Source organism: Salinispora vitiensis (assembly GCF_000378825.1).
GTDB lineage: Bacteria > Actinomycetota > Actinomycetes > Mycobacteriales > Micromonosporaceae > Micromonospora > Micromonospora vitiensis.
This window is the reverse complement of record NZ_KB900388.1, coordinates 372,339-393,352: the sequence shown is the minus strand read 5'-3', so window position 1 is coordinate 393,352 and position 21,014 is coordinate 372,339. Positions and strand designations below refer to the sequence as shown.

The following is a 21,014-nucleotide window of genomic DNA, read 5'->3' as shown; positions in this document are numbered from 1 at the left end:
ACCCGCCAGCAGTACGTGTGTTCGACACCCTACCGAGATCGTCGGAACCACCGCCGGCGGGACACGCCGGAGTCCGGCGGCAGACCGGTGGTGTCCCGTCCCGCCAGCTCGATCCGGCCACCGGTGGGCGGCAGGAAGCCGGTGAGCAGGTTGAACAGGGTTGTCTTGCCCGCACCGTTCGGGTCGACGAGCGCAAGCACACTGCCCCCGGCCACGACCAAGTCAATGCCGTAGACCGGTTGAGCAAGTAGCCAATCCAGCGCCAGAGGTGACGGTGCAGATACTACCGTCGGACGTTGGTTGGCATGCCGGACTGAACGGTTCGTTCACAATTATAGAGTTTTCGGAGTGACTTTTGATCACCTCCGGGCTGCAGCCTTGAGCTCGGTAGAATCACAGAAAGTCGCCGCGGTAGTGATGCGGAAACCACGGAAGGAACAGCGTTGAACCTCGGTGGCGCTGTGTGGCGGAAAGCCACCCGGAGTTCCGGTCCCGACAGCGGGGACTGTGTGGAGGTCGCCACCAACCTTCCTGGTGTCGTGGGCGCTCGAGACAGCAAGGACCCGACCGGGCCGGCACTGGTGTTCGGACCAGCGGCATAGCGAGCGTTTGCAACACCGACCAAGCAGCACCGATCGTCAGCAAAAGGCCCGGATCCCTGCGAGTCGGGCTTTTACTGAGGCGACCACAGCCGAAGCGGACCGGCTCAGGGCGGCCAGGCGTCGAGGGCTCGCCGTGCCCTGGCACCAGAGGTATGCGGTGACGGCGAGCATCCCACCAGGCCCAACAACCGCGGTCCGCGCTGGCCACACGAAAACGCGCTCGCAGCTAACCGCAGCAATAGCGGTCGGGTTTCATCCGCCAACGCAGCTACCCGCCAAAACTAACGGGCCACGCTTTACTACTGGGTCGGCGTCACCGAGGTCAAACTGTGGCGCCGCACCAAGGCAGTGCACTACTTCCGGGACGGATCGAGTCGAGCCGACACAGGCGACGTTTAATGTCCAGCCTCACAGCACTGAACTCCAAGAGTCTCGTGTTAAAGTGCCGCATGGGCAACAAAGCAGCTGCACTGCTGGCACGTCGGCGCCAAGGCTCGACGTAAATAGTGTGGAGCTTGGCGACCACCTTTGGGCTACTCCTGCGCTTGAGTTTTCTGTTTCTGGCGGATCCTCTCTTTGGTCGCGACCATGTCGAATTTCATTCGACAGTAAACCCGTAACAAAAGGCCCGACTCGCAGGATGTCGGGCTTATGCTGTTGGCGGTCGCAGCAGGCAGCAGGCAGCAGGCAGCTACGAGACGCTTCAGGCGGTCAGCCGGTCAACGCGGTGAGGGCCCGATCGACGTCGTCCTCGGTGGAGTAGATGTGGAACGAAACCCGGACCCGGCCGGCGCGTACCGCCGCCCGTAGGCCGGCACGCTCCAGGCGCGACTGCGCCTCCGGCACCTCGACAGTGGTGATCGCGCTGTCGCCGGGCGCCAGCCCCAGGCCGGTGCGGAATCGGTTGGCCAGCGCCATGTTGTGCGCGTGGATCGCCGGCACCCCCACCTGCAGCAGCAGTTCCAGGGCAGGAGCCGCACCGATGTAGCTGAACCAGGCCGGGGAGATATCGAAGCGGCGGGCGCTGTCGGCGAGGCGCAGCGGCGGACCATACAGAGATGTCAGCGGGTCGGCTCCGGCATACCAGCCGGCGGCTTCCGGGCGCATCCGGTCCCGCAGCTCGGGCGCGTAGTAGGCCAGGGCCGTCCCCCGTGGGGCCAGCAACCACTTGTACGCGGCGACGACGACCACATCCGCGAGCGCGGCGTCGAACGGCAGCCAACCGCAGGCCTGGGTGGCGTCAACCGTCACCAGGGCATCGTGGGCCCGCGCCGCGGCGACGATGTCCGCATACTCGGCCACCGTGCCGTCGGCGGACTGCACCAGGCTGAACGCGACCAGGTCGGTGTCGGCGTCGATCGCCTCCACGAGACCCGCCAGCGGAACCGTCCGCACCCGGACGCCCCGCTGCTCCTGGGCCAGCCAGGGAAAGAGGTTGGAGGTGAACTCGACCTCCGGGACCACCACGGTCGCCCCCGCCGGCAGCGCCGCGGCCACCGGCGCGAGCAGCTGCGACGCCGAGCTGCCGATCGCGACATCCCGTTCGGGGACACCGACCAGGCGTGCGAACGCCGCCCGGGTACGCGTCTGGGCCTCGTCCCAGCCCTCCCCTGTCACACCCATGTTCCCCGTGCGCCAGCCGGCGAGCGCCTCCTGCAACGCCGCCCACGCCGGGTCGGGCGGCAGCCCGTAGCTGGCGGTGTTCAGCCAACCCTCATGGGGCTGCCACAGCTGCTGTGCCTGCTCGATCCGCATGGCACCGACGCTAGCGACCGGGCCCGCCGCCGCAGACGACCAATTCGGCGCGGGCGGCCCCCGGCACCGGGCCCGGCGGAGGTCAGCCCACGTTGGCCGGGCCCAGGACGCTCTTCAGGTCGGCCATCAGGGCGGTCGTCGGTGCCACCCGGAACGGGCCGAGGCGCAGCCGGGTCACCTTGCCGCCGTTGAGGAGCTTGACGTGCACCTCCGCGTCGCCCGGGTGCAGCACCAGGGTCTCCTTGAGCCGCTCCACCAACGGCGGCGTGCAGCGGGTGACCGGGATGGTGAGGGTGACCGGCTTGTTCGCCGGGTTACTGCTGACATCCGGAATCGACATGTCCATGGCCATGATCCGCGGGGTGTCGTCCCGGCGGTCGACCCGCCCCTTGACCACCACGATCGCGTCCTCGGCGATGTACTCCCCGATCACCTCGTAGGTGTTGGGGAAGAACAGCGTCTCCACCCCGCCGGCCAGGTCCTCCAGTGTCGCCGACGCCCACGCCCGGCCCTGCTTGGTGACCCGGCGCTGCACCCCGGAGAGGATGCCCGCGAGGGTTACCACCGTCCCGTCGGGGACGGTCCCCTCCTCGGAGAGGGCCGCGATGGTGGTGTCGGCCGCCGCACCGAGCACATGCTCCAGCCCGAACAGCGGATGGTCGGAGACGTAGAGGCCGAGCATCTCGCGCTCGAAAGCGAGCTTCTCCCGCTTGTCCCACTCCCCCTCGCCGATCACCGGCATCACCGTGGTGCTCTGCCCGGCGTCGGTGTCGGCGAACCCGGCGCCGAAGAGGTCGTACTGGCCGACGGCCTCCTTGCGCTTGACGTCGGCGTACGCGTCGATGGCGTCGGCGTGCACCGTGAGCAGGCCCCGGCGGGAGTGGTTGAGCGAGTCGAACGCGCCCGCCTTGATCAGGGATTCAATGGTCTTCTTGTTGCAGACGACCGCGTCCACCTTGGACAGGAAGTCGTAGAAGTCGGCGTAGGCGCCCTTCTCCCCCCGGCAGCGCATGATCGCGGTGACCACGTTCGCGCCGACGTTGCGGATCGCGGCCAGGCCGAACCGGATGTCCCGGCCGACCGGGGTGAACGGCCCGGCCGAGGTATTCACATCCGGCGGGAGCACCTGGATGCCCATCCGGCGGCACTCCGACAGGTAGAGCGCCATCTTGTCCTTGTCGTCGCCCACCGAGGTGAGCAACGCCGCCATGTACTCGGCCGGATAGTTCGCCTTGAGGTAGCCGGTCCAGTACGACACCAGGCCGTACCCGGCGGTGTGGGCCTTGTTGAACGCGTAGTCGGCGAAGGGGACGAGGATGTCCCACAGGGTCTGGATGGCCTCGTCGGAGTAGCCGTTGCCGCGCATGCCGTCGCGGAACGGCACGAACTCCTTGTCGAGAACCTCCTTCTTCTTCTTACCCATCGCCCGGCGCAGCAGGTCGGCCTTGCCGAGGCTGTAGCCGGCGAGCACCTGGGCGGCGCGCTGCACCTGCTCCTGGTAGACGATCAGGCCGTAGGTGGGGCCGAGGATCTCCTCCAGTGGCTCGGCCAGCTCCGGGTGGATCGGGGTGATCTCCTGGAGGCCGTTCTTGCGCAGCGCGTAGTTGGTGTGGGAGTTGGCGCCCATCGGGCCCGGCCGGTACAGCGCCAGAACGGCGGAGATGTCCTCGAAGTTGTCCGGCTTCATGGTCCGCAGCAGCGACCGCATCGGCCCGCCGTCGAGCTGGAACACGCCCAGGGTGTCGCCCCGGGACAGCAGCTCGTAGGTCGGTTTGTCGTCCAGCGGCAGCTGGAGCAGGTCGACGGTGCGCCCGTGGTTGCTCTCGATGTTCTTGAGCGCGTCGTCGATGATGGTCAGGTTTCGCAGGCCGAGGAAGTCCATCTTCAGCAGCCCGAGCGACTCGCAGGTCGGGTAGTCGAACTGCGTGATGATCGCCCCGTCGGCGTCCCGGCGCATCAACGGGATGTGGTCGACGATCGGCTCGGCGGACATGATGACCCCGGCGGCGTGCACCCCCGTCTGCCGGATCAGCCCCTCGATCCCGCGGGCGGTGTCGATGACCTTCTTGACGTCCGGGTCGGACTCGTAGAGACCACGGATCTCGCCGGCCTCCGCGTACCGGGAGTGCTTCGGGTCGAAGATGCCGGTCAGCGGGATGTCCTTACCCATCACCGCCGGTGGCATCGCCTTGGTGATCCGGTCGCCGACCGCGTACGGGTAGCCGAGCACCCGCGCCGAATCCTTGATCGCGGCCTTCGCTTTGATCGTGCCGAAGGTCGCGATCTGGGCGACCTTGTCCTCGCCCCACTTCTCCGTGACGTATTTGATCACCTCACCGCGCCGACGCTCGTCGAAGTCGATGTCGACATCCGGCATCGAGACCCGCTCGGGGTTGAGGAACCGCTCGAAGATCAGACCGTGTGGCAACGGGTCCAGGTCGGTGATGCCGAGCGCGTACGCGACGAGCGAACCGGCGGCCGAGCCGCGGCCCGGCCCCACCGCGATTCCCTCGTTCTTGGCCCACTGGATGAAGTCGGCCACCACGAGGAAGTAGGACGGGAACCCCATCTGGATGATGACACCCAGCTCGTATTCGGCCTGCTTGACGTGGGTCTCCGGGACGCCGTTCGGGAAGCGGCGGGCGAGCCCCTTGAAGGTCTCCTTGCGGAACCAGGACTCGTCGGTCTCCCCCTCCGGCACCGGGAAGACCGGCATCAGGTTCCGGAAGTCGAACATCCCGGCCGGGTCGACCATCTCCGCGACCAGCAGGGTGTTCCGGCAGCCGGCGAGCCACAGGTCGGAGGAGTCGACGGCGCGCATCTCGTCGGCGGACTTGATGTAGTAGCCGCTGCCGTCGAACCGGAACCGGTTCGGATCGGCGACGTTCGCCGCGGTCTGCACGCAGAGCAGTACGTCGTGCGCCTCGGACTGCGCCTGGTAGGTGTAGTGCGAGTCGTTGGTCACCACCGGCGGGATATCCAGTTTGTGGGAGATCTCCGTCAGCTCCTGGCGGACCCGGCGTTCGATGTCGATGCCGTGGTCCATCACCTCCAGGAAGAAGTTCTCCTTGCCGAAGATGTCCTGGTATCTCGCGGCGGCCTTCAGCGCCTCGTCGTACTGGTCCAGCCGGAGCCGGGTCTGCACCTCGCCGGAGGGGCAGCCGGTGGTGGCGATCAACCCCTCGGCATGCTCGGCGAGCAGCTCCGCGTCCATCCGCGGCCACTTGACGAAGAACCCCTCGGTGAAGGAGCGGCTGGTCAGCTTGAACAGGTTGTGCAGACCGACCTTGTTCTTCGCCCAGATGGTCATGTGGGTGTAACCACCACTGCCGGAGACATCGTCGCTCTTCTGTTCCGGCCGCCCCCAGCGCACCCGCTTCTTGTGGAACCGCGACTCCGGCGCGACGTACGCCTCGATCCCCAGGATCGGCTTGACGCCGGCCGCCATCGCCTGCTTGTAGAAGTCGTTCGCGCCGTGCATGTTGCCGTGGTCGGTCATCGCCACGGCGGGCATCCCCTGCCGGTTGACCTCGGCGAACAAGTCCTTCAGCCGGGCCGCACCGTCGAGCATCGAATACTCAGTGTGCACGTGCAGATGCGCGAACGAATCGCCCATGCGTGGCCCCCCGGGTCGCTTCATGGGTGGTGAGAAGAACGGTCGGCCCACCCTATCCCTGGCCGCTGACACACCTCCAGCGAGCCGCGCGGGGCGCCCGGCCGGGCGGCGGGGGGGCCGGAAGAGCATCCCGGCGGTGCCGCCCCGGAGCCAGGCCGACACCGCCGCATCCGCCGCCAGCGGATCACTCCGCGGACACCTCGGCCGGCAGCTCAACCGGGACCACCGTCGCCTCGATGTCGGCGCGCAGGGCGGCGATCCGCCGGATCAGCTCGGCCACCACCTCGGCGAACGGCACCTGCGTCGTGACCCCGGTCGCCCGGTCCCGAATCTCGGCCGCACCGTCGGTGACGCTGCGCCGACCGATGGTGAGCCGCAGCGGCAGACCGATCACGTCCGCGTCGGCGAACTTGACGCCGGCCCGCTCGGCCCGGTCGTCGAAGAGCACCTCCACCCCGGCCGCCCAGAGCTCGTCGTAGACCCGCCGGGCCAGCTCACCGGCGGCGGACGCCAGGTCGTCCAGGAGGGTGAGGTGCACCTGGTACGGCGCGATGGTGACCGGGAGCCGCAGCCCCCGCTCATCTCGGTGCTCCTCCGCGACGCAGGCGAGCAGCCGCCCCACGCCGATGCCGTAGCAGCCCATGGTCACCGGCTTACGCTGGCCGTCGGCGTCCAGGTACTCCGCGCCGAGGGCGGTCGAGTAGCGGGTACCGAGCTGGAAGATCTGCCCCACCTCGACCCCGCGGGCGGTCCGCAGTGCGCTACCGCACTCCACGCAGGCGTCACCGGCACGGGCGGCGGTGATATCGCCGACGTGATCGGCGACGAAGTCCCGCCCCAGGTTGACGTTGCGCAGGTGCACACCCTCCCGGTTGGCGCCCGCGACCAGGTTCGTGGACGCGGCGACCAGTTCGTCGACGACGACGGTCACGCCCGTCACCCCGACCGGCGAGCCGTAGCCGGCCACTGCGCCCACCTTGGCGATCTCCTCCTCGGTCATCGGACGCAGCTCCGCCGCCTGCACCAGGTTGCCGATCTTGGTCTCGTTCGCCGCCATGTCGCCCCGGACGACCGCCAGGATGAACTCCGTGCGCACCGTCTGGTCGCGCTCCTCCCGCGACGTGGCCAGGAAGATCGCCTTGGCGGTCTCGGCCGCCGGCACGCCCAGCGCCGCCGTCAGCGCCTCGATGGTGGTGGCCCCCGGGGTGGCGACCTCCGCCAACTCCGCCCACGGCGCGGTGGACGGCGCCGGCTTGCCGAAGGTGGCGGTCTCCCGGTTGGCGGCGAAGCCACAGGAGTCGCAGATCAGCAGGGTGTCCTCGCCGATCGGGGTCAGGTAGACAAACTCGTGGGCCAGGCTGCCGCCCATCATGCCCACATCGGAGCGGACCGCCGCGACCGGCAGCCCGCACCGCCGAAAAATGGTGAAGTACGCCTGATACTGGGTCCGGTACCGCGCCGCCAGCCCCGCCGCGTCCACATCAAAGCTGTACGCGTCCTTCATGACGAACTCCCGTACCCGGATCAGGCCAGCCCGCGGACGCGGGTCGTCCCGGAACTTCGTCTGGAGCTGAAACACCAGCCGCGGTAGCTGGCGGTAGGACTCGATCTCCGACCGGCCGAGGAACGTCACCAGCTCCTCGTGGGTCATCGCCAGGACCAGGTCCCGGCCGCGACGATCCCGGAAGCGGGCCAGCTCCGGGCCGACCGTGAAGTATCGGCCGGACTGCTTCCACAGCTCCGCCGGATTCACCACCGGCATCGAGACCTCCTGTCCCCCGACGCGCTCCAGCTCCGCGCGCAGCACGGCCTCGATCTTGCGGAGGGTGCGCCAACCCAGCGGAAGATAGGCGAAGATGCCCTGCCCGACCTGCCGCAGCATGGCGGCCCGCTGGAGCAGTTGGTGTCCCTCCGACTCGGAACGTCCCGGCGCGGTGTGCAGGGTGGCGCCGAACATGGTCGACATTTTCATGGCTGTGCCCTCACAAAATCGAAAATGCGCTGCTCCCGGGTTACGAAATGCCCGGGTCTGTGCGGTGAATGACCTCAGGGTGCGAGCGGGGAAGCGGAAAGGCGGCGAGCGCGAAGGGGCCGAGCCGCCGGAAGGGGCCTAGGCGCCGGGAGGGGCCGAGCCGCCGGAAGGGTTGCCGGCGCGGAGACCCGCCGGCGACGGAGCGTCGCTCAGCGGGGCGCCGGCGGAGTAGGTCGAGGCGCTGGCGGGCCGGAGGGCACGCCGAGCACCGGGCTCGGCCCGCCCTGCTCGATGCCGCTCATCAGCGCCCACCCTCCACATCAACCACTGCGACTGTAGCGGAAACTCTCCCCGCCGTCGGCGCAGTTCCGCGGGCAAACCCGGAGCGACCGGCTCCGGCACCAGCCCGTGCCGGGAGCAGCGCCGGTCCGGCGAGATAACATCGTCGACCGATGGATACCGTGGCGGGGACGCACTGGCGCCGGCCCGGGCCGACCCCGGAGCAGCAACGGCGGGACCTCATCGTGGGGCTGGCCGTGACCGTACTGGCGATAGCCAGCCTCACCCTCACCCGCGGCGCGGGTTGGTTCCTACTCGGCCCGCCACCGTCGTTCCCGGAACAGCTGCTCTGGACCGTCGCGGTGGGCCTACCGCTGATCTGGCGGCGGCGATTCCCGGTAGCGACGACGCTGGTCATCTCGGTCGCTTTCGTCGCGGCACAAGCCCGCTACGCACCCGAGACGCAGATCAGCACGGGGGTACTGTTCACCGCCATCTACACCCTCGGCGCCTGGGGACAGGACCGCCGCCTGGCCCGCCGGATTCGGATCGGCGTGATCACCGGCATGTTGGGTTGGCTGGGCATCTGGTACTCGATCCGGCTGCGCAGTCTGCTGGCGGACCCGCTCCCCGAGGCGTTCGCCGACGCCGTGGGACCGATCCCCCCGCCGATCGCCGCGGTGCTCAGTGGCGCACTCGTCAACATCCTGTTCTTCGGGCTCGCCTACTTCTTCGGTGAGATCGCCTGGCTGGCCGCCCTACGCGAGCACGAGCTCCAGGCGCAGGCCGACGAGCTACGCCGGTCGCAGGCCGAGGTCAGAGCGCACGCCGTGATCGGGGAGCGGGTGCGGATCGCCCGGGAACTGCACGACGTCGTCGCCCACCACGTCTCGGTGATGGGGGTGCAGGCCGCCGCCGGCCGCCGGGTCCTCGACCGGGACCCGGCCAAGGCCCGCATCGCACTGGCCGCGGTCGAGGAGTCGGCCCGCACGGCGGTGGACGAGCTACGCCGGATGCTCGGCGTCCTGCGGGCCCGCGACCACGAGCCGGACACCGTCGAACCGCCTCCCGGAATCGGCCAGGTCGCCACCGTGGTCGAGCGGGCGCGCGAGACCGGCCTTGGAGCCGCGTTGGGGGTGTACGGCGACCCGGTGCCGATCCCGGAGTCGATCTCCCAGGCGACGTACCGGATCGTGCAGGAAGCGGTGACGAACACGCTCAGACACGCCGTTGGCGCGACCACCCTGGACGTGCGGATCCGCTACCTGGCGCACGAGGTGGAGGTGGACGTAACCGACGACGGCCGCAGCAGCAGCACGACAAATGCCGACGGGGTGGGCCTGGTCGGCATGCGCGAGCGGGCCGCCACCCACGGTGGCACGCTGGAGGTTGGCCCCCGCGCCGCCGGCGGCTGGCGGGTCCGGGCCCGCCTCCCGCTGTCGCTGACCGAGCGGCAGGCGGCGTGACCGCCGCGCCGGCGGCCAGCCGGGCCATCCGGATCCTGCTCGCCGACGACCACCACCTCGTGCGTACCGGGTTCCGGGTCATCCTCGAGGTGGAGGACGACATCCAGGTCGTCGGGGAGGCCGCGGACGGCGAGCGGGCGGTGAGCATGGCCGGGACGCTCCGCCCGGACGTGGTCCTGATGGACGTGGAGATGCCCCGGGTCGATGGGCTGGAGGCCACCCGCCGGATCGTTGCGGACCTGGCCCGACCGCATGCTCCGGCGGTGTTGATCCTCACCACCTTCGACCGGGACGACTACCTGTTCGCCGCGCTGCGCGCCGGAGCCAGCGGATTCCTGCTGAAGAACGGCACGCCGGAGGCGCTCGTGGCGGCGATCCGGGTGGTCGCCCGCGGCGATGGCCTCATCGCCCCCGAACTCACCCGGCGAGTGATCGCCGCCTTCGCCAGGCCGGGCGGCGAACCAACGACGGCAGCCGGGGCGCTGCCGGACCTCACGCCACGCGAGCACGAGGTGCTGGTTCTGGTCGCCTCCGGGGCGAGCAACGCCGAGATCGCGGCCACCCTCCGGCTCGGCGAGGCGACCGTGAAGACCCATGTCAGCCGGGTGCTGGTCAAACTCGGCCTGCGGGACCGGGTGCAGGCGGTGGTCTTCGCGTACGAGCACGGGGTGGTGCGGCCGGGCAGGTGACCCGCCTCCGTCGCGGGGTGGAGCCGGTCGTCCACCTACAGGGGGACGGAACGGGCCGCGAGGTGATCTAGCGTTGCCAGCGTGACGAACATGCTCCGACTCGACGGCGTCGACCGCAGCTTCGGTGGCCGCCGCGTGCTCCAGAATGTGTCCTTCGACGCGGAGGCCGGTCGGATGACCGGCTTCGTCGGCGGCAACGGTGCCGGCAAGACCACCACGATGCGCATCATCCTCGGCGTGCTCGCCGCCGACGCTGGCCAGGTGACCTGGCGGGGGGCGCCGCTGACCCGGACGGTCCGTCGGCGCTTCGGGTACATGCCGGAGGAACGCGGCCTGTACCCGAAGATGGCGGTCCGGGAACAGCTCATCTACCTGGCCCGGCTGCATGGGATGACCGCGCCGGCTGCGGCGCGCAGCACCGATACGTTGTTGGAGCGGGTCGGTCTCGCCGACCGCGGCAACGACCTGCTGGAGAAGCTGTCGCTGGGCAACCAGCAACGTGCCCAGATCGTCGCCGCGCTGGTCCCCGACCCCGAGGTGCTGGTGCTCGACGAGCCCTTCTCCGGCCTCGACCCACTGGCCGTGGACACGGTCGTCGACGTGCTGAAGGAACGGGCCGCCGCGGGGGTGCCGGTGCTCTTCTCCAGCCACCAGCTGGACGTGGTGGAGCGGCTCTGCGACGACCTGGTGATTATCAGCGCGGGGACGATCCGCGCCGCCGGCAGCCGAACGCAGCTGCGGGCCACGCACACCGCACCCCGCTACGAACTGGTGGTAGAGAACGACGCCGGCTGGCTACGCGACCACCCGGGCGTGGCCCTGGTCGAGCTCGAGGGCGCCCGCGCCGTGTTCGAGCTGCCCCGGGGGGCCGATGAGCAACCGGTACTCCACGCCGCGCTCGCCCGTGGACCCGTCCGCGAGTTCCGACCCGTCGTCCCGTCGCTGGCCGAGATCTTCCGAGAGGTCGCCCTGTGAACACCCTCGCCGCCACCCAGCTGGTCGCGGCCCGTGAAGTCCGGGCCAAGCTGCGCGACCGCACCTTTCTCCTCAGTACGCTGATTTTCCTGCTCATCGCCGCCGCCGCGACGACGCTGCCGTCGCTACTGTCCGGCGGCCCCGCCACCGTGGCCGCCACCCCGGCGGTCTCGGCCGAGCTGCGCGCCGCCGGACTCGAGGTCCGCGAGGTACCCGACGACGCCGCCGCCGAACGGGCGGTTCGGGACGGCGACACCGACGCGGCGGTGGTCGCCGGGCCGACCGTGCTCGCGCGGGAGGAGGCCCCCGCCGACGTGGTGGCGGCGCTCAGCGTCGAACCGCCGGTACGGTTGCTGAACCCCACCCCGGCGGAACCGCCGGGGGCGGCCCTGGTGCCGTTCGTCTTCGCGTTCGTCTTTCTGCTCACGTCCCAGACCTTCGGCGTACAGATCGCGCAGAGCATCATCGAGGAGAAACAGACCCGGATCGTCGAGATCCTGGTGGCCGCCGTGCCGGTACAAGCCCTACTCCTCGGCAAGATGATCGCCGGCACCGTGCTGGCCCTGGGTCAGATCGCGCTGGTGGCGCTCGTCGCGGTCGTAGGCTTGCGGCTCTTCGGTGACAGCGAGCTGCTGAACCTGCTCGGGCCGGCGATCGGCTGGTTCCTGCCGTACTTCCTGCTCGGCTTCGTCCTGATCGCCGCGCTCTGGGCGGCGGCGGGAGCCCTGGTCAGCCGGCTGGAAGACATTGGCACGGTGGCCATGCCGGTCCAGTTGGTGGTGATGATCCCGTTCTTCGGGGTGATCTTCCTCAGTGACAACGCGTTCGCCATGCAGGTGCTGTCCTACGTACCGTTCTCGGCACCGACCGCGATGCCGCTCCGGCTGTTCACCGGGGAAGCCGCCGGCTGGGAACCGCCACTGTCCCTGGCCCTGCTCCTGGTCACCGCGCTCGCCGTCCTGGCCGCCGGCGCCCGGGTGTACGAGGGGTCGCTGCTGCGGACCAACGGCAACACCTCACTCCGGACGGCCTGGCGGGAACGAGAGACAGTGGACTGAAGCTCACCCGGAAAAAGTGCGTCCCGTGGATCCGGCCCCGGGCCGGATCCACGGGACGCACGCGACCAACGGCGGGTCAGCCGAGGCGCGCGAGCAGCTCGTCGGAGGCGTCGAAGTTCGCGAAGACGTTCTGCACGTCGTCGCAGTCCTCCAGCACATCAATCAGCTTGAGGACCTTCCGAGCGCCCTCCTCGTCCACCGGAACACTCATGCTCGGGACGAGTGAGGACTCCGCCGACTCGTACTCGATGCCGGCGTCCTGCAGCGCGGTACGCACCGCGACCAGGTCACCCGGCTCGGAGAGCACCTCGAACGCCTCACCCAGGTCGTTGACCTCCTCGGCACCGGCGTCCAAGACGGCCAGCATCACGTCGTCCTCGGTGGTGCCGGCCTTGGCCACGATCACCAGGCCCTTGCGGTTGAACAGGTACGACACCGAGCCGGCATCGGCGAACGAGCCGCCGTTGCGGGTGAGGGCGGTCCGCACCTCAGTGGCGGCGCGGTTCCGGTTGTCGGTCAGACACTCGATCAGCAGCGCGACGCCACTGGGCCCGTAGCCCTCGTACATGACCGTCTGGTAGTCGGCACCGCCGGACTCGAGGCCGGAGCCCCGCTTCACCGCGCGGTCGATGTTGTCGTTGGGGACCGAGCTCTTCTTGGCCTTCTGGATCGCGTCGTAGAGCGTCGGGTTACCAGCCGGATCACCGCCGCCGGTCCGCGCCGCGACCTCGACGTTCTTGATCAACTTGGCGAACATCTTGCCGCGCTTGGCGTCGATGACCGCCTTCTTGTGCTTGGTCGTCGCCCACTTTGAGTGGCCGGACATCCGCTACCTCCGTTGCTACCCGCCGTCTGCATCGACCGCACCGCACCGCACTCGCCCGCTCCCGCCCGACGTACGCGGAGGGTGCCGGCCGGCTCTGGTGGAAGCCGCGGCGGAGAGCTGGCCCTGCCGGGCAATCCTACCGGTGGCCCGCAGCCGGGCGTGAGCGCCGCACGGCACCACCGGGTCGCGCCGAGGTGGCACGACCCGGCGGGGCTCGCCCGACCCGACCCGGTGGCCGCTCAGATCGCGGCGCGGACGAGGTCCGCGAAGTACGCGTGCAGGCGCCGGTCGCCGGTCAGCTCGGGATGGAACGCGGTCGCCAGCAGGTTTTCCTGCCGGACCGCGACGATCCGACCCGCCGCCGGGCCCTCGGTCACCGTACCGAGCACCTCGACGCCCCGGCCGACGCGCTCGACCCACGGCGCCCGGATGAACAGCGCGTGGAGTGGGCCGCCGTCGACGCCGGCCAGGTTCACCGGTGCCTCAAACGAGGCGACCTGCCGCCCGAACGCGTTGCGTCGAACTGTCATCTCGATGCCGGCGAAGCCGCGCTGGTCAGCACGGCCGTCGAGCACCTCACTCGCCAACATGATCATGCCGGCGCAGGAGCCGTAGACGGGCATGCCGGCGGCGATCCGCTTGTCGATCGGCTCCCGCAGCTCGAAGAGGTCGGCCAGCTTGCTGATCGTGGTGGACTCGCCCCCCGGAATGACCAGCCCGTCAACCGTGTCCAGCTCCGTGGGGCGGCGGACCGGGCGGGCGTGCGCGCCCGCGGCCGCCAGGGCGGCCGTGTGCTCCCGGACATCGCCCTGCAGCGCGAGCACCCCGATGACGGGTGCCGTCATGTTCGCTCCTCCTTCCGGAGGGTGGCGAGCAGCCCCGGCAGCCAGACCGCCGGCGTGTAGCGGGCTACCTCGCGGGGCGGCGCACCGATCGGCCGGGGCCGCGCGCCCCTCACCAGCCGCGCTCGGCCAGGCGGTCCGACTGCGACAGGGTGCCGGCGTTGATGCCGGCCATGGCCTCGCCGAGCCCGCGGGAGACCTTGGCCAGCATCTCCGGGTCGTCGTGGAAGGTGGTGGCCTTGACGATCGCGGCGGCCCGCTGGACGGGGTTGTCGGCCTTGAAGATGCCGGAGCCGACGAAGACCCCCTCGGCGCCGAGCTGCATCATCATGGCGGCGTCGGCCGGGGTGGCGATACCACCGGCAGTGAAAAGCACCACCGGCAGTTTGCCCGTCTCGGCGATCTCCCTGACCAGTTCGTACGGGGCCTGGAGCTCCTTGGCGGCCACGTACAGCTCGTCGGTCGGCAGGGACTGGAGCCGGCGGATCTCGGTGCGGATCCCCCGCATGTGGGTGGTGGCGTTGGAGACGTCGCCGGTGCCGGCCTCGCCCTTCGACCGGATCATGGCCGCGCCCTCGGTGATCCGCCGCAGCGCCTCACCCAGATTGGTCGCGCCGCAGACGAACGGCACCGTGAAGGCCCACTTGTCGATGTGGTTCGCGTAGTCGGCCGGGGTCAGCACCTCCGACTCGTCAACGTAGTCGACACCGAGCGCCTGGAGGATCTGCGCCTCCACGAGGTGACCGATCCGGGCCTTGGCCATGACCGGGATCGAGACCGCGTCCATGATGCTGTCGATCATGTCCGGATCGCTCATCCGGGAGACCCCGCCCTGGGCCCGGATGTCCGAGGGGACCCGCTCCAGGGCCATCACCGCGACCGCACCGGCGTCCTCGGCGATCCTGGCCTGCTCCGCGGTGACCACGTCCATGATCACACCGCCCTTGAGCATCTCGGCCATCCCCCGCTTCACGTGCGCGGTGCCGGTGACCGGGGCGTTGGTGGAAGAATTCGAAGTCTGGGTATCGGGCACGGTTCATCGCTCCTAGGGACGTGCACGCGAGTGGCTGGTGCGAATGCTACGAGGAGCGACCCGGCAGCCCGACAGCCAATCAGACCCATGGTGGCCTGCCCTGTGTCCGCCATCACGCACCCGGTCACTCCTCGACAACGTCCTCCGAGGTGGCCAGCGTTGGTTCGTCGATGTCGAAGTACCGCGGCCACGGGCGCCGCCGCCCCATCCGCAACAGCCGCACCAGCGGGCGGCCCCGAGCCGCGCGGGCGTCCCGGACCAGATCCGTGTGCACCTGGCGGGCTAGGGCCAGCCGCCGGCTGGCGGCGATGACGGACTCGGTGTCCGGATCGCCGGGCTCCAGCTGCAACGCCCGCAGCTGCCGGGTCAGATCGTTCTCGGCGGCCTCCCGCTCGTCCGGCCGCACGTCCAGTGCGACGCGGGCCGCCGCGTACAACTCGTCGCCGTAACGACGTTCGGCGAGCACCGCGGCGGTCGCCGCCCGGCGCAGCAGGTGGGCGTCGAGCGCCCGGGCCGCGAGCTCCGCCCGGTCCTGCAACCGTTCGACCCGGCCGGCGGTCCAAACGAGGTACGTCGCCAGCAACGCGCCGACCAGCGTCGCACCCACCAACCACCACATGCCCGGCATCGTAGTGCTGCTCCGTTCCCTCCGCCGGCCTCCCCGCTACCGCCGACCCACCGGTCAGCCCAGCCCCACCCACTCCTGGTCGATCACCCGGCCGTCAGCGGCCTCGATCGCGGCGGTGTACACCTCGAGAATCCGGCGGGCGACCGTGGGCCAGTCGAACGCCGCCACCACCTGATCCGCGTACGCGGTCAGTTCGGTCCGCGCGTCCGTATCGTCCAGGAGGTCGGCCAACGCCGCCCGCAGCGCCGCCGAGTCGCCGGTGCGGAACAGGCGGCCGGCCCGGCCCCGGTCCAGCACCCGGCGAAACGCGTCGAGATCGCTCGCCACAACCGCGGTCCCCGCCGCGAGCGCCTCGGTGAGGATCATGCCGAACGACTCCCCGCCCGTGTTCGGGGCCACGTAGAGGTGGACACTGCGCAACATGCGCGCCTTGTCCGCCTCGGAGACCAGCCCGAGAAAGGTGATGCGGTCCCGCAGCTCGGCCGGGAACTGGTCGTACAGGTCGGCCGAATCACCGGGACCGGCGACCAGCAGACGCAGCCCGGGACGCTCACCGGCCAACGACACGAACGCGTCCCGCAGCACCGGGAAGCCCTTGCGGGCTTCGGTGAACCGGCCGAGGAAACCGATCGTGCCGCCGTCGCCGGGAGTGCACGAGCCCGGCCAGCCCGGCAGCGGCTCGGCGTCGGCGAACTTCGCGACAGCCACCCCGTTCGGGATCTCCACCGCTCCGCCGTCCATGTGCTCAACCTGCACCTTGCGGGCCAGGGCACTCACCGCGATCCGGGCGGTGATGCGCTCCAGCACGATCTGGAGCACCCCCTGGGCGGCGGCGAGCACCCGGGAACGCGTCATCGCCGTATGGAAGGTCGCCACCACCGGCCCCCGCGTGCAGAGCACGGCGAGCATCGACAGGCTCAACGCCAGCGGCTCGTGCACGTGCAGCACGTCGAAGTCGCCCCGGTTGATCCAGCGACGGACCCGCGCGGTGGAGACCGGACCGAAGGCGATCCGGGCCACCGAGCCGTTGTACGGCAGCGGAACCGCCCGACCGGCCGGCACCACGTACGGCGGTAGCTCCGACTCCTCGTCCGCGGGGGCTAGAACACTCACCTCGTGCCCGAGCCCGATCAGCGCCTCGGCGAGGTCCATCACGTGGTTCTGCACGCCGCCGGGCACATCCAGGGAGTACGGGCACACGATGCCGATCCGCACGTTGGCGCCCCTCCCCTCAGACCTGTCCGGTAGGCGGCGAGGACCGCGCCGCGCCGTTTGGTGTGGCGCGCTGGTCCAGCCACATCCGTTGCAACATGTGCCAGTCTTGCGGATGGCGGGCCACGCCCGCCGCCAGATGATCGGCGACCCGCTGGGCCAGTATCCGCACCCGTGCATCGAGCGGGCCCTGCTCGGGACCGGGCGGCTCCAGTGGCCCCTCGATCCTGGCACACGCGACCTCCGGCTCGTACCACAAGGAGGCGACGTAGAGCGGCGCACCGGTACGCAGCGCCAGTAGGGCCGGGCCGGGCGGCATCCGGGTAGCGGAGCCGAAGAAGTCGACCGGCACGCCCCGGGCCGACAGGTCCCGGTCGGCAAGCAGCGGCACCACGTAGCCCGCGTTCAGCCGGTCAAGCAGCACGTCGAAGGCGGGCCGTTCGCCGCCGTGGGTGGGCAGGATCTCCATCCCCAGACCCCGCCGGAAGGCGAGGAAACGCTGGTAGATCCCCTCGGGCTTGAGCCGCTCGGCGACGGTGGCGATCGGCCAGCCCATCGCCGCGACCCAGGCACCCGCCATGTCGTAGTTGCCGGCGTGCGGCAACGCCACGATCGCGCCCCGGCCGGCGGCCACATCCGCGGCGAGCAGCTCCTGGCCCTCGAGCCGGAATCCGGCGAGCACCTCGGCCCGGCTCAGCGTCGGCAGTTGGAACGCCTCCATCCAGTACCGGGCGTAGGAGCGCAGCCCGGCGCGAACCAGCTCGTCCAGCTCGGCCTCGGAAACCTCCGGACCCACCACTCGGCGCAGGTTGGCGCGGAGCCGGGCCGCGCCCGCACCGCCGCGGCGGTGGGTGTGGTCGGCGCCCGCCCGGAAGACGGTGGCCGCCACCGGCCGGGGCAGTGCGCGGACCGCACGCCAGCCCGCGAGGTAGGCCAGCTCGGTGAGGTTCATCGGCGCCACCCCTCGACCGCCCTCACCCCTGCCCGCCCGAGGCGGTGGGGAGCTGCTGGGCCTGCCGGTACACGTGGGCCATCCGCTGCCCCACCGTGAAGATCGAGACCGCTGCGAGCAGCCAGAGCGCGACTGGCAGGGCGACCTTCAGGCCCAGCCCGGCCAGCAGGCCCCCGACACCGACGATCAGCAGCCGCTCCGTACGTTCGGCGATGCCCACGTTGCAGGTCAGGCCCAGCCCTTCGGCCCGCGCCTTCACGTACGAGACGAGTCCACCGGCGGCCAGGCAGAGCAGCGCGGCGGCGAGCCCCGCATGGTCACCCTCGGTGGCGAGGTAGTAGGCCACCGCACCGAAGACCGCGCTGTCGGCGACCCGGTCCATGCTCGAGTCGAGGAACGCCCCGAACCGGGTGGAGCCACCGCTCATCCGGGCCATCGTCCCGTCCAGCAGATCGGTGAGAGCGAAGACGGTGACGATCAACGCGCCGGCGACGAGATGACCGCGGGCTCCGAAGCCGAGTGCTCCGACGAGCACCCCGAGGGTGCCCGTCACGGTGACCGTGTTGGGGGTGACGCCCGCGCGGAGCAGGCGGCGCGCGACCGGTTCGACGACGCGGGTCATGCCCGCACGGGCCGTCACTTGGAAGATCTTCGCCATGGCGGTCCCACGATAACGGTCCGGTGCCCCCAGCGGTACGGACGGTCGGGCGACCCGCCCGGGGGAACTTGTGCCGTACCGGCCTCGGGGTGTCTGATCGACCCAGAAAGGTGAGGCAGCTCACCGCTCCGCCTATCCCCGTTCCCGCTTGGCAGCAGCACCCCGGAGGATATCGCCGCGCAGCCGCCCCAGGCCGCTTTCTCTCGCGCGCGGCGGTCGCCACCACACATCCGGCTGAGGGAGGTGCGCCGATGGCGCAGAAGAGTCAGGACAAAGGGGGCGCCGGCGCGGTACCGGCGGTGACCCGCCCCGGAGACATCCGCAACGTGGTGCTCGTCGGGCACTCCGGCGCCGGCAAGACGACCCTGGTCGAGGCGTTGCTCGCGGCGACCGGCACGATCGGCCGCGCCGGGAACATCACCGACGGCACCACCACCTGCGACCACGATCCGGCTGCCATCCGCCAACAACGGTCGGTGACCCTGGCCTGCGCGCCGCTCGTGCACGACGGGATCAAGGTCAACCTGCTGGACACCCCCGGTTACGCCGACTTCGTCGGCGAGCTGCGGGCCGGGCTGCGGGCCGCCGACGCCGCGCTCTTCGTCGTCTCCGCCGTGGACGGGATGGACGCCACCACCGCCGCGCTGTGGGAGGAGTGCGCGGCCGTGAACATGCCCCGGGCGGTGGCCGTCTCCCGGCTGGACCACCCGCGCGCGGACTTCGACGAGGCGGTCGCCCTCTGCCAGCGGGTGTTCGGCGACAACGTACTCCCGCTCTACCTGCCGATGCTCGGCGACGACGGCGTCTCCACCGCCGGCCTGCTCGGGCTGGTCACCCGCCGGGTCCTGGACTACACCGCCGGGCTGCCCGCCGAGGTACGGGAGCCGGACCCGGAACACCTGCCGGCGATCGTCGAGTCCCGCAACGAACTGATCGAGGGAATCATCGCCGAGAGCGAGGACGAGACCCTCATGGACCGGTACCTCGAAGGTGCCGAGATCGGCACCGACATCCTCATCGAGGATCTGGAGAAGGCGGTCGCGCGCGGTCACTTCTATCCGGTGGTGCCGGTCTGCGCGCAGACCGGGGTCGGGCTCGACGCCCTCCTGGAAGTGCTCACCGCGGGCTTCCCCGCACCACTGGAACACGACCTCCCGGCGGTAACCGGGGTGGATGGCACGCCTCGCCCCCCGCTGACCTGCGACCCGGACGGGCCACTGGTCGCCGAGGTGGTCAAGACCACCATCGACCGGCATGTGGGGCGGGTCTCCCTGGTCCGGGTCTTCTCCGGCACGCTCCGCCCCGAACAGGTCGTACACGTCTCCGGGCACGGCCTGGCCGACCGTGGCCACCCCGACCACGACGCCGACGAACGGGTCGGCCACCTCTACTCACCGCTCGGCGCGGCGCTGCGCGAGGTGCGCGCCGGTGTCGCCGGTGACCTCTGTGCGCTCACCAAGTCGGGCAGCGCGGAGACCGGCGACACCATCTCGGCCAAGGACGACCCGCTGCTGGTCGCGCCCTGGGAGATGCCGGAGCCGCTGCTGCCGGTGGCGATCGTGGCGCACACCCGGGCCGACGAGGACGCCCTCGCCCGCAACCTCGCCCGGCTGGTGGCCGGTGACCCCACCCTGCGGCTACACCGCGACAGCGAGACCCGTCAGCTGGTGCTCTGGTGCATGGGCGAGGCGCACGCCGACGTGGTGCTGGAACGGCTGCGCGGCGGTGGGGTGGAGCTGGACACGACACCGGTGCGGGTCGCCCTGCGGGAGACGTTCACCGTGGCCGCCAAGGGGCACGGCCGGCACGTCAAGCAGTCCGGCGGACATGGCCAGTACGCGGTTTGCGACATCGAGGTGGAACCGCTACCCCGGGGCGCCGGCTTCGAGTTCGTCAGCCGGGTGGTGGGCGGAGCCGTACCGCACAACTACATCCCGTCGGTGGAGAAGGGGGTCCGGGCCCAGCTGGAGCGCGGGCTGACGGCCGGCGCCCCCCTGGTGGACCTGCGGGTGACCCTCGTGGACGGCAAGGCGCACAGCGTCGACTCCTCCGACGCGGCGTTCCAGACCGCCGGGGCGCTGGCGCTCAAGGACGCGGCCGACAAGGGCCAGCCGACGTTGCTGGAACCGGTTGACGAGGTGGTCATCCGGGTGCCCGACGCGTCGGTCGGCGCGGTGTTGGGCGACCTCTCCGGCCGCCACGGCCGGGTGCTCGGCACCGAGCCCGACCCCACCGCCGAGGGGCGAACCCTGGTCCGCGCCGAGGTGGCCGCGACCGAACTCCTCCGCTACGCCGTGGAGCTGCGTTCAATGACCGCCGGTACGGGCACCTTCCGCCGCGAGTTCGCCCGCTACGAACCCATGCCCAGCCACCAGGCCGACCGGGTCCGGGCGGAACGCGGCTGACCGGGTACCGCGACGGCGGTCACCGCCTTCGGCCCGCCGATGAGGG

At 70.6% G+C, this 21,014-nt stretch carries 17 protein-coding genes and 1 pseudogene; 7 read left to right on the top strand and 11 right to left on the bottom strand.

Annotated features, from left to right (window positions below; translation table 11 throughout):
- Positions 1 to 53 precede the first annotated feature (53 nt).
- A pseudogene (locus tag SALPAC2_RS0101890) lies at positions 54 to 266 on the bottom strand (ATP-binding cassette domain-containing protein); the annotation flags it as partial.
- 2 nt (positions 267 to 268) lie between these two features.
- Here SALPAC2_RS0101890 and SALPAC2_RS28415 point away from each other — a divergent pair.
- Both SALPAC2_RS28415 and SALPAC2_RS25625 read left to right on the top strand, forming a co-directional pair.
- Positions 269 to 352, top strand: a complete 84-nt coding sequence (locus tag SALPAC2_RS28415) for a hypothetical protein (protein WP_397540891.1) — start codon at positions 269 to 271, stop codon at positions 350 to 352.
- 91 nt (positions 353 to 443) lie between these two features.
- The gene (locus SALPAC2_RS25625; protein WP_080636850.1) at positions 444 to 602 is read left to right on the top strand and encodes a DUF397 domain-containing protein; all 159 of its coding nucleotides are present in this window, start codon (positions 444 to 446) and stop codon (positions 600 to 602) included.
- A 711-nt stretch (positions 603 to 1,313) separates the two neighbouring features.
- Here the strand turns inward: SALPAC2_RS25625 and SALPAC2_RS0101885 are convergent.
- The 3 genes from SALPAC2_RS0101885 to SALPAC2_RS0101875 all read right to left on the bottom strand — a co-directional run bounded on the left by SALPAC2_RS0101885 (position 1,314) and on the right by SALPAC2_RS0101875 (position 7,939).
- Positions 1,314 to 2,357: an aminotransferase class V-fold PLP-dependent enzyme gene (locus SALPAC2_RS0101885; RefSeq protein WP_018214939.1), complete on the bottom strand. Its 1,044-nt coding sequence runs from the start codon at positions 2,355 to 2,357 to the stop codon at positions 1,314 to 1,316.
- Positions 2,358 to 2,439: 82 nt separating this feature from the next.
- Entirely contained in the window at positions 2,440 to 5,973 is a 3,534-nt protein-coding gene (dnaE, locus tag SALPAC2_RS0101880) for a DNA polymerase III subunit alpha (RefSeq protein WP_018214938.1), read from the bottom strand.
- 184 nt (positions 5,974 to 6,157) lie between these two features.
- Positions 6,158 to 7,939 (bottom strand): proline--tRNA ligase, encoded by a 1,782-nt coding sequence (locus tag SALPAC2_RS0101875; protein ID WP_026184313.1) that lies wholly within the window; start codon positions 7,937 to 7,939, stop codon positions 6,158 to 6,160.
- 458 nt (positions 7,940 to 8,397) lie between these two features.
- Between SALPAC2_RS0101875 and SALPAC2_RS0101870 the strand changes: the two genes are divergently transcribed.
- The 4 genes from SALPAC2_RS0101870 (at position 8,398) to SALPAC2_RS0101855 (ending at position 12,412) form a co-directional block, all read left to right on the top strand.
- The gene (locus SALPAC2_RS0101870) at positions 8,398 to 9,690 is read left to right on the top strand and encodes a sensor histidine kinase (protein ID WP_018214936.1); all 1,293 of its coding nucleotides are present in this window, start codon (positions 8,398 to 8,400) and stop codon (positions 9,688 to 9,690) included.
- The gene (locus SALPAC2_RS0101865) at positions 9,687 to 10,379 is read left to right on the top strand and encodes a response regulator (protein WP_018214935.1); all 693 of its coding nucleotides are present in this window, start codon (positions 9,687 to 9,689) and stop codon (positions 10,377 to 10,379) included. Before SALPAC2_RS0101870 ends, SALPAC2_RS0101865 begins: the two co-directional genes overlap by 4 nt.
- Positions 10,380 to 10,469: 90 nt before the next feature.
- The gene (locus tag SALPAC2_RS0101860) at positions 10,470 to 11,354 is read left to right on the top strand and encodes an ABC transporter ATP-binding protein (RefSeq protein WP_018214934.1); all 885 of its coding nucleotides are present in this window, start codon (positions 10,470 to 10,472) and stop codon (positions 11,352 to 11,354) included.
- Positions 11,351 to 12,412 carry an ABC transporter permease gene (locus SALPAC2_RS0101855; protein ID WP_018214933.1) on the top strand — a complete coding sequence of 354 codons (1,062 nt, stop codon included), beginning with the start codon at positions 11,351 to 11,353 and terminating at the stop codon, positions 12,410 to 12,412. Before SALPAC2_RS0101860 ends, SALPAC2_RS0101855 begins: the two co-directional genes overlap by 4 nt.
- A gap of 76 nt (positions 12,413 to 12,488) precedes the next feature.
- Here SALPAC2_RS0101855 and SALPAC2_RS0101850 read toward each other — a convergent pair whose 3' ends face one another.
- From SALPAC2_RS0101850 to pgsA, 7 genes are all read right to left on the bottom strand, one after another.
- On the bottom strand, positions 12,489 to 13,238 hold the full coding sequence (locus SALPAC2_RS0101850) for a YebC/PmpR family DNA-binding transcriptional regulator (RefSeq protein WP_018214932.1): 750 nt from the start codon (positions 13,236 to 13,238) through the stop codon (positions 12,489 to 12,491).
- A 239-nt stretch (positions 13,239 to 13,477) separates the two neighbouring features.
- On the bottom strand, positions 13,478 to 14,083 hold the full coding sequence (gene pdxT / locus SALPAC2_RS0101845; protein WP_018214931.1) for a pyridoxal 5'-phosphate synthase glutaminase subunit PdxT: 606 nt from the start codon (positions 14,081 to 14,083) through the stop codon (positions 13,478 to 13,480).
- Between the two features lie 109 nt (positions 14,084 to 14,192).
- Entirely contained in the window at positions 14,193 to 15,113 is a 921-nt protein-coding gene (gene pdxS, locus SALPAC2_RS0101840; protein WP_026184311.1) for a pyridoxal 5'-phosphate synthase lyase subunit PdxS, read from the bottom strand.
- A gap of 124 nt (positions 15,114 to 15,237) precedes the next feature.
- On the bottom strand, positions 15,238 to 15,732 hold the full coding sequence (locus SALPAC2_RS0101835) for a hypothetical protein (protein WP_018214929.1): 495 nt from the start codon (positions 15,730 to 15,732) through the stop codon (positions 15,238 to 15,240).
- 63 nt (positions 15,733 to 15,795) lie between these two features.
- On the bottom strand, positions 15,796 to 16,956 hold the full coding sequence (locus tag SALPAC2_RS0101830; protein ID WP_018214928.1) for a glycosyltransferase family 4 protein: 1,161 nt from the start codon (positions 16,954 to 16,956) through the stop codon (positions 15,796 to 15,798).
- Between the two features lie 16 nt (positions 16,957 to 16,972).
- Positions 16,973 to 17,905, bottom strand: a complete 933-nt coding sequence (locus SALPAC2_RS0101825) for a phosphatidylinositol mannoside acyltransferase (RefSeq protein WP_018214927.1) — start codon at positions 17,903 to 17,905, stop codon at positions 16,973 to 16,975.
- A gap of 22 nt (positions 17,906 to 17,927) precedes the next feature.
- Positions 17,928 to 18,563, bottom strand: a complete 636-nt coding sequence (pgsA, locus tag SALPAC2_RS0101820; RefSeq protein WP_018214926.1) for a phosphatidylinositol phosphate synthase — start codon at positions 18,561 to 18,563, stop codon at positions 17,928 to 17,930.
- A gap of 251 nt (positions 18,564 to 18,814) precedes the next feature.
- Here pgsA and SALPAC2_RS0101815 point away from each other — a divergent pair, with 251 nt between their 5' ends.
- A complete protein-coding gene (locus SALPAC2_RS0101815) occupies positions 18,815 to 20,968 on the top strand; it encodes an elongation factor G-like protein EF-G2 (RefSeq protein ID WP_018214925.1) in 2,154 nt (717 codons plus the stop codon).
- The last annotated feature ends 46 nt before the right edge of the window (positions 20,969 to 21,014 follow it).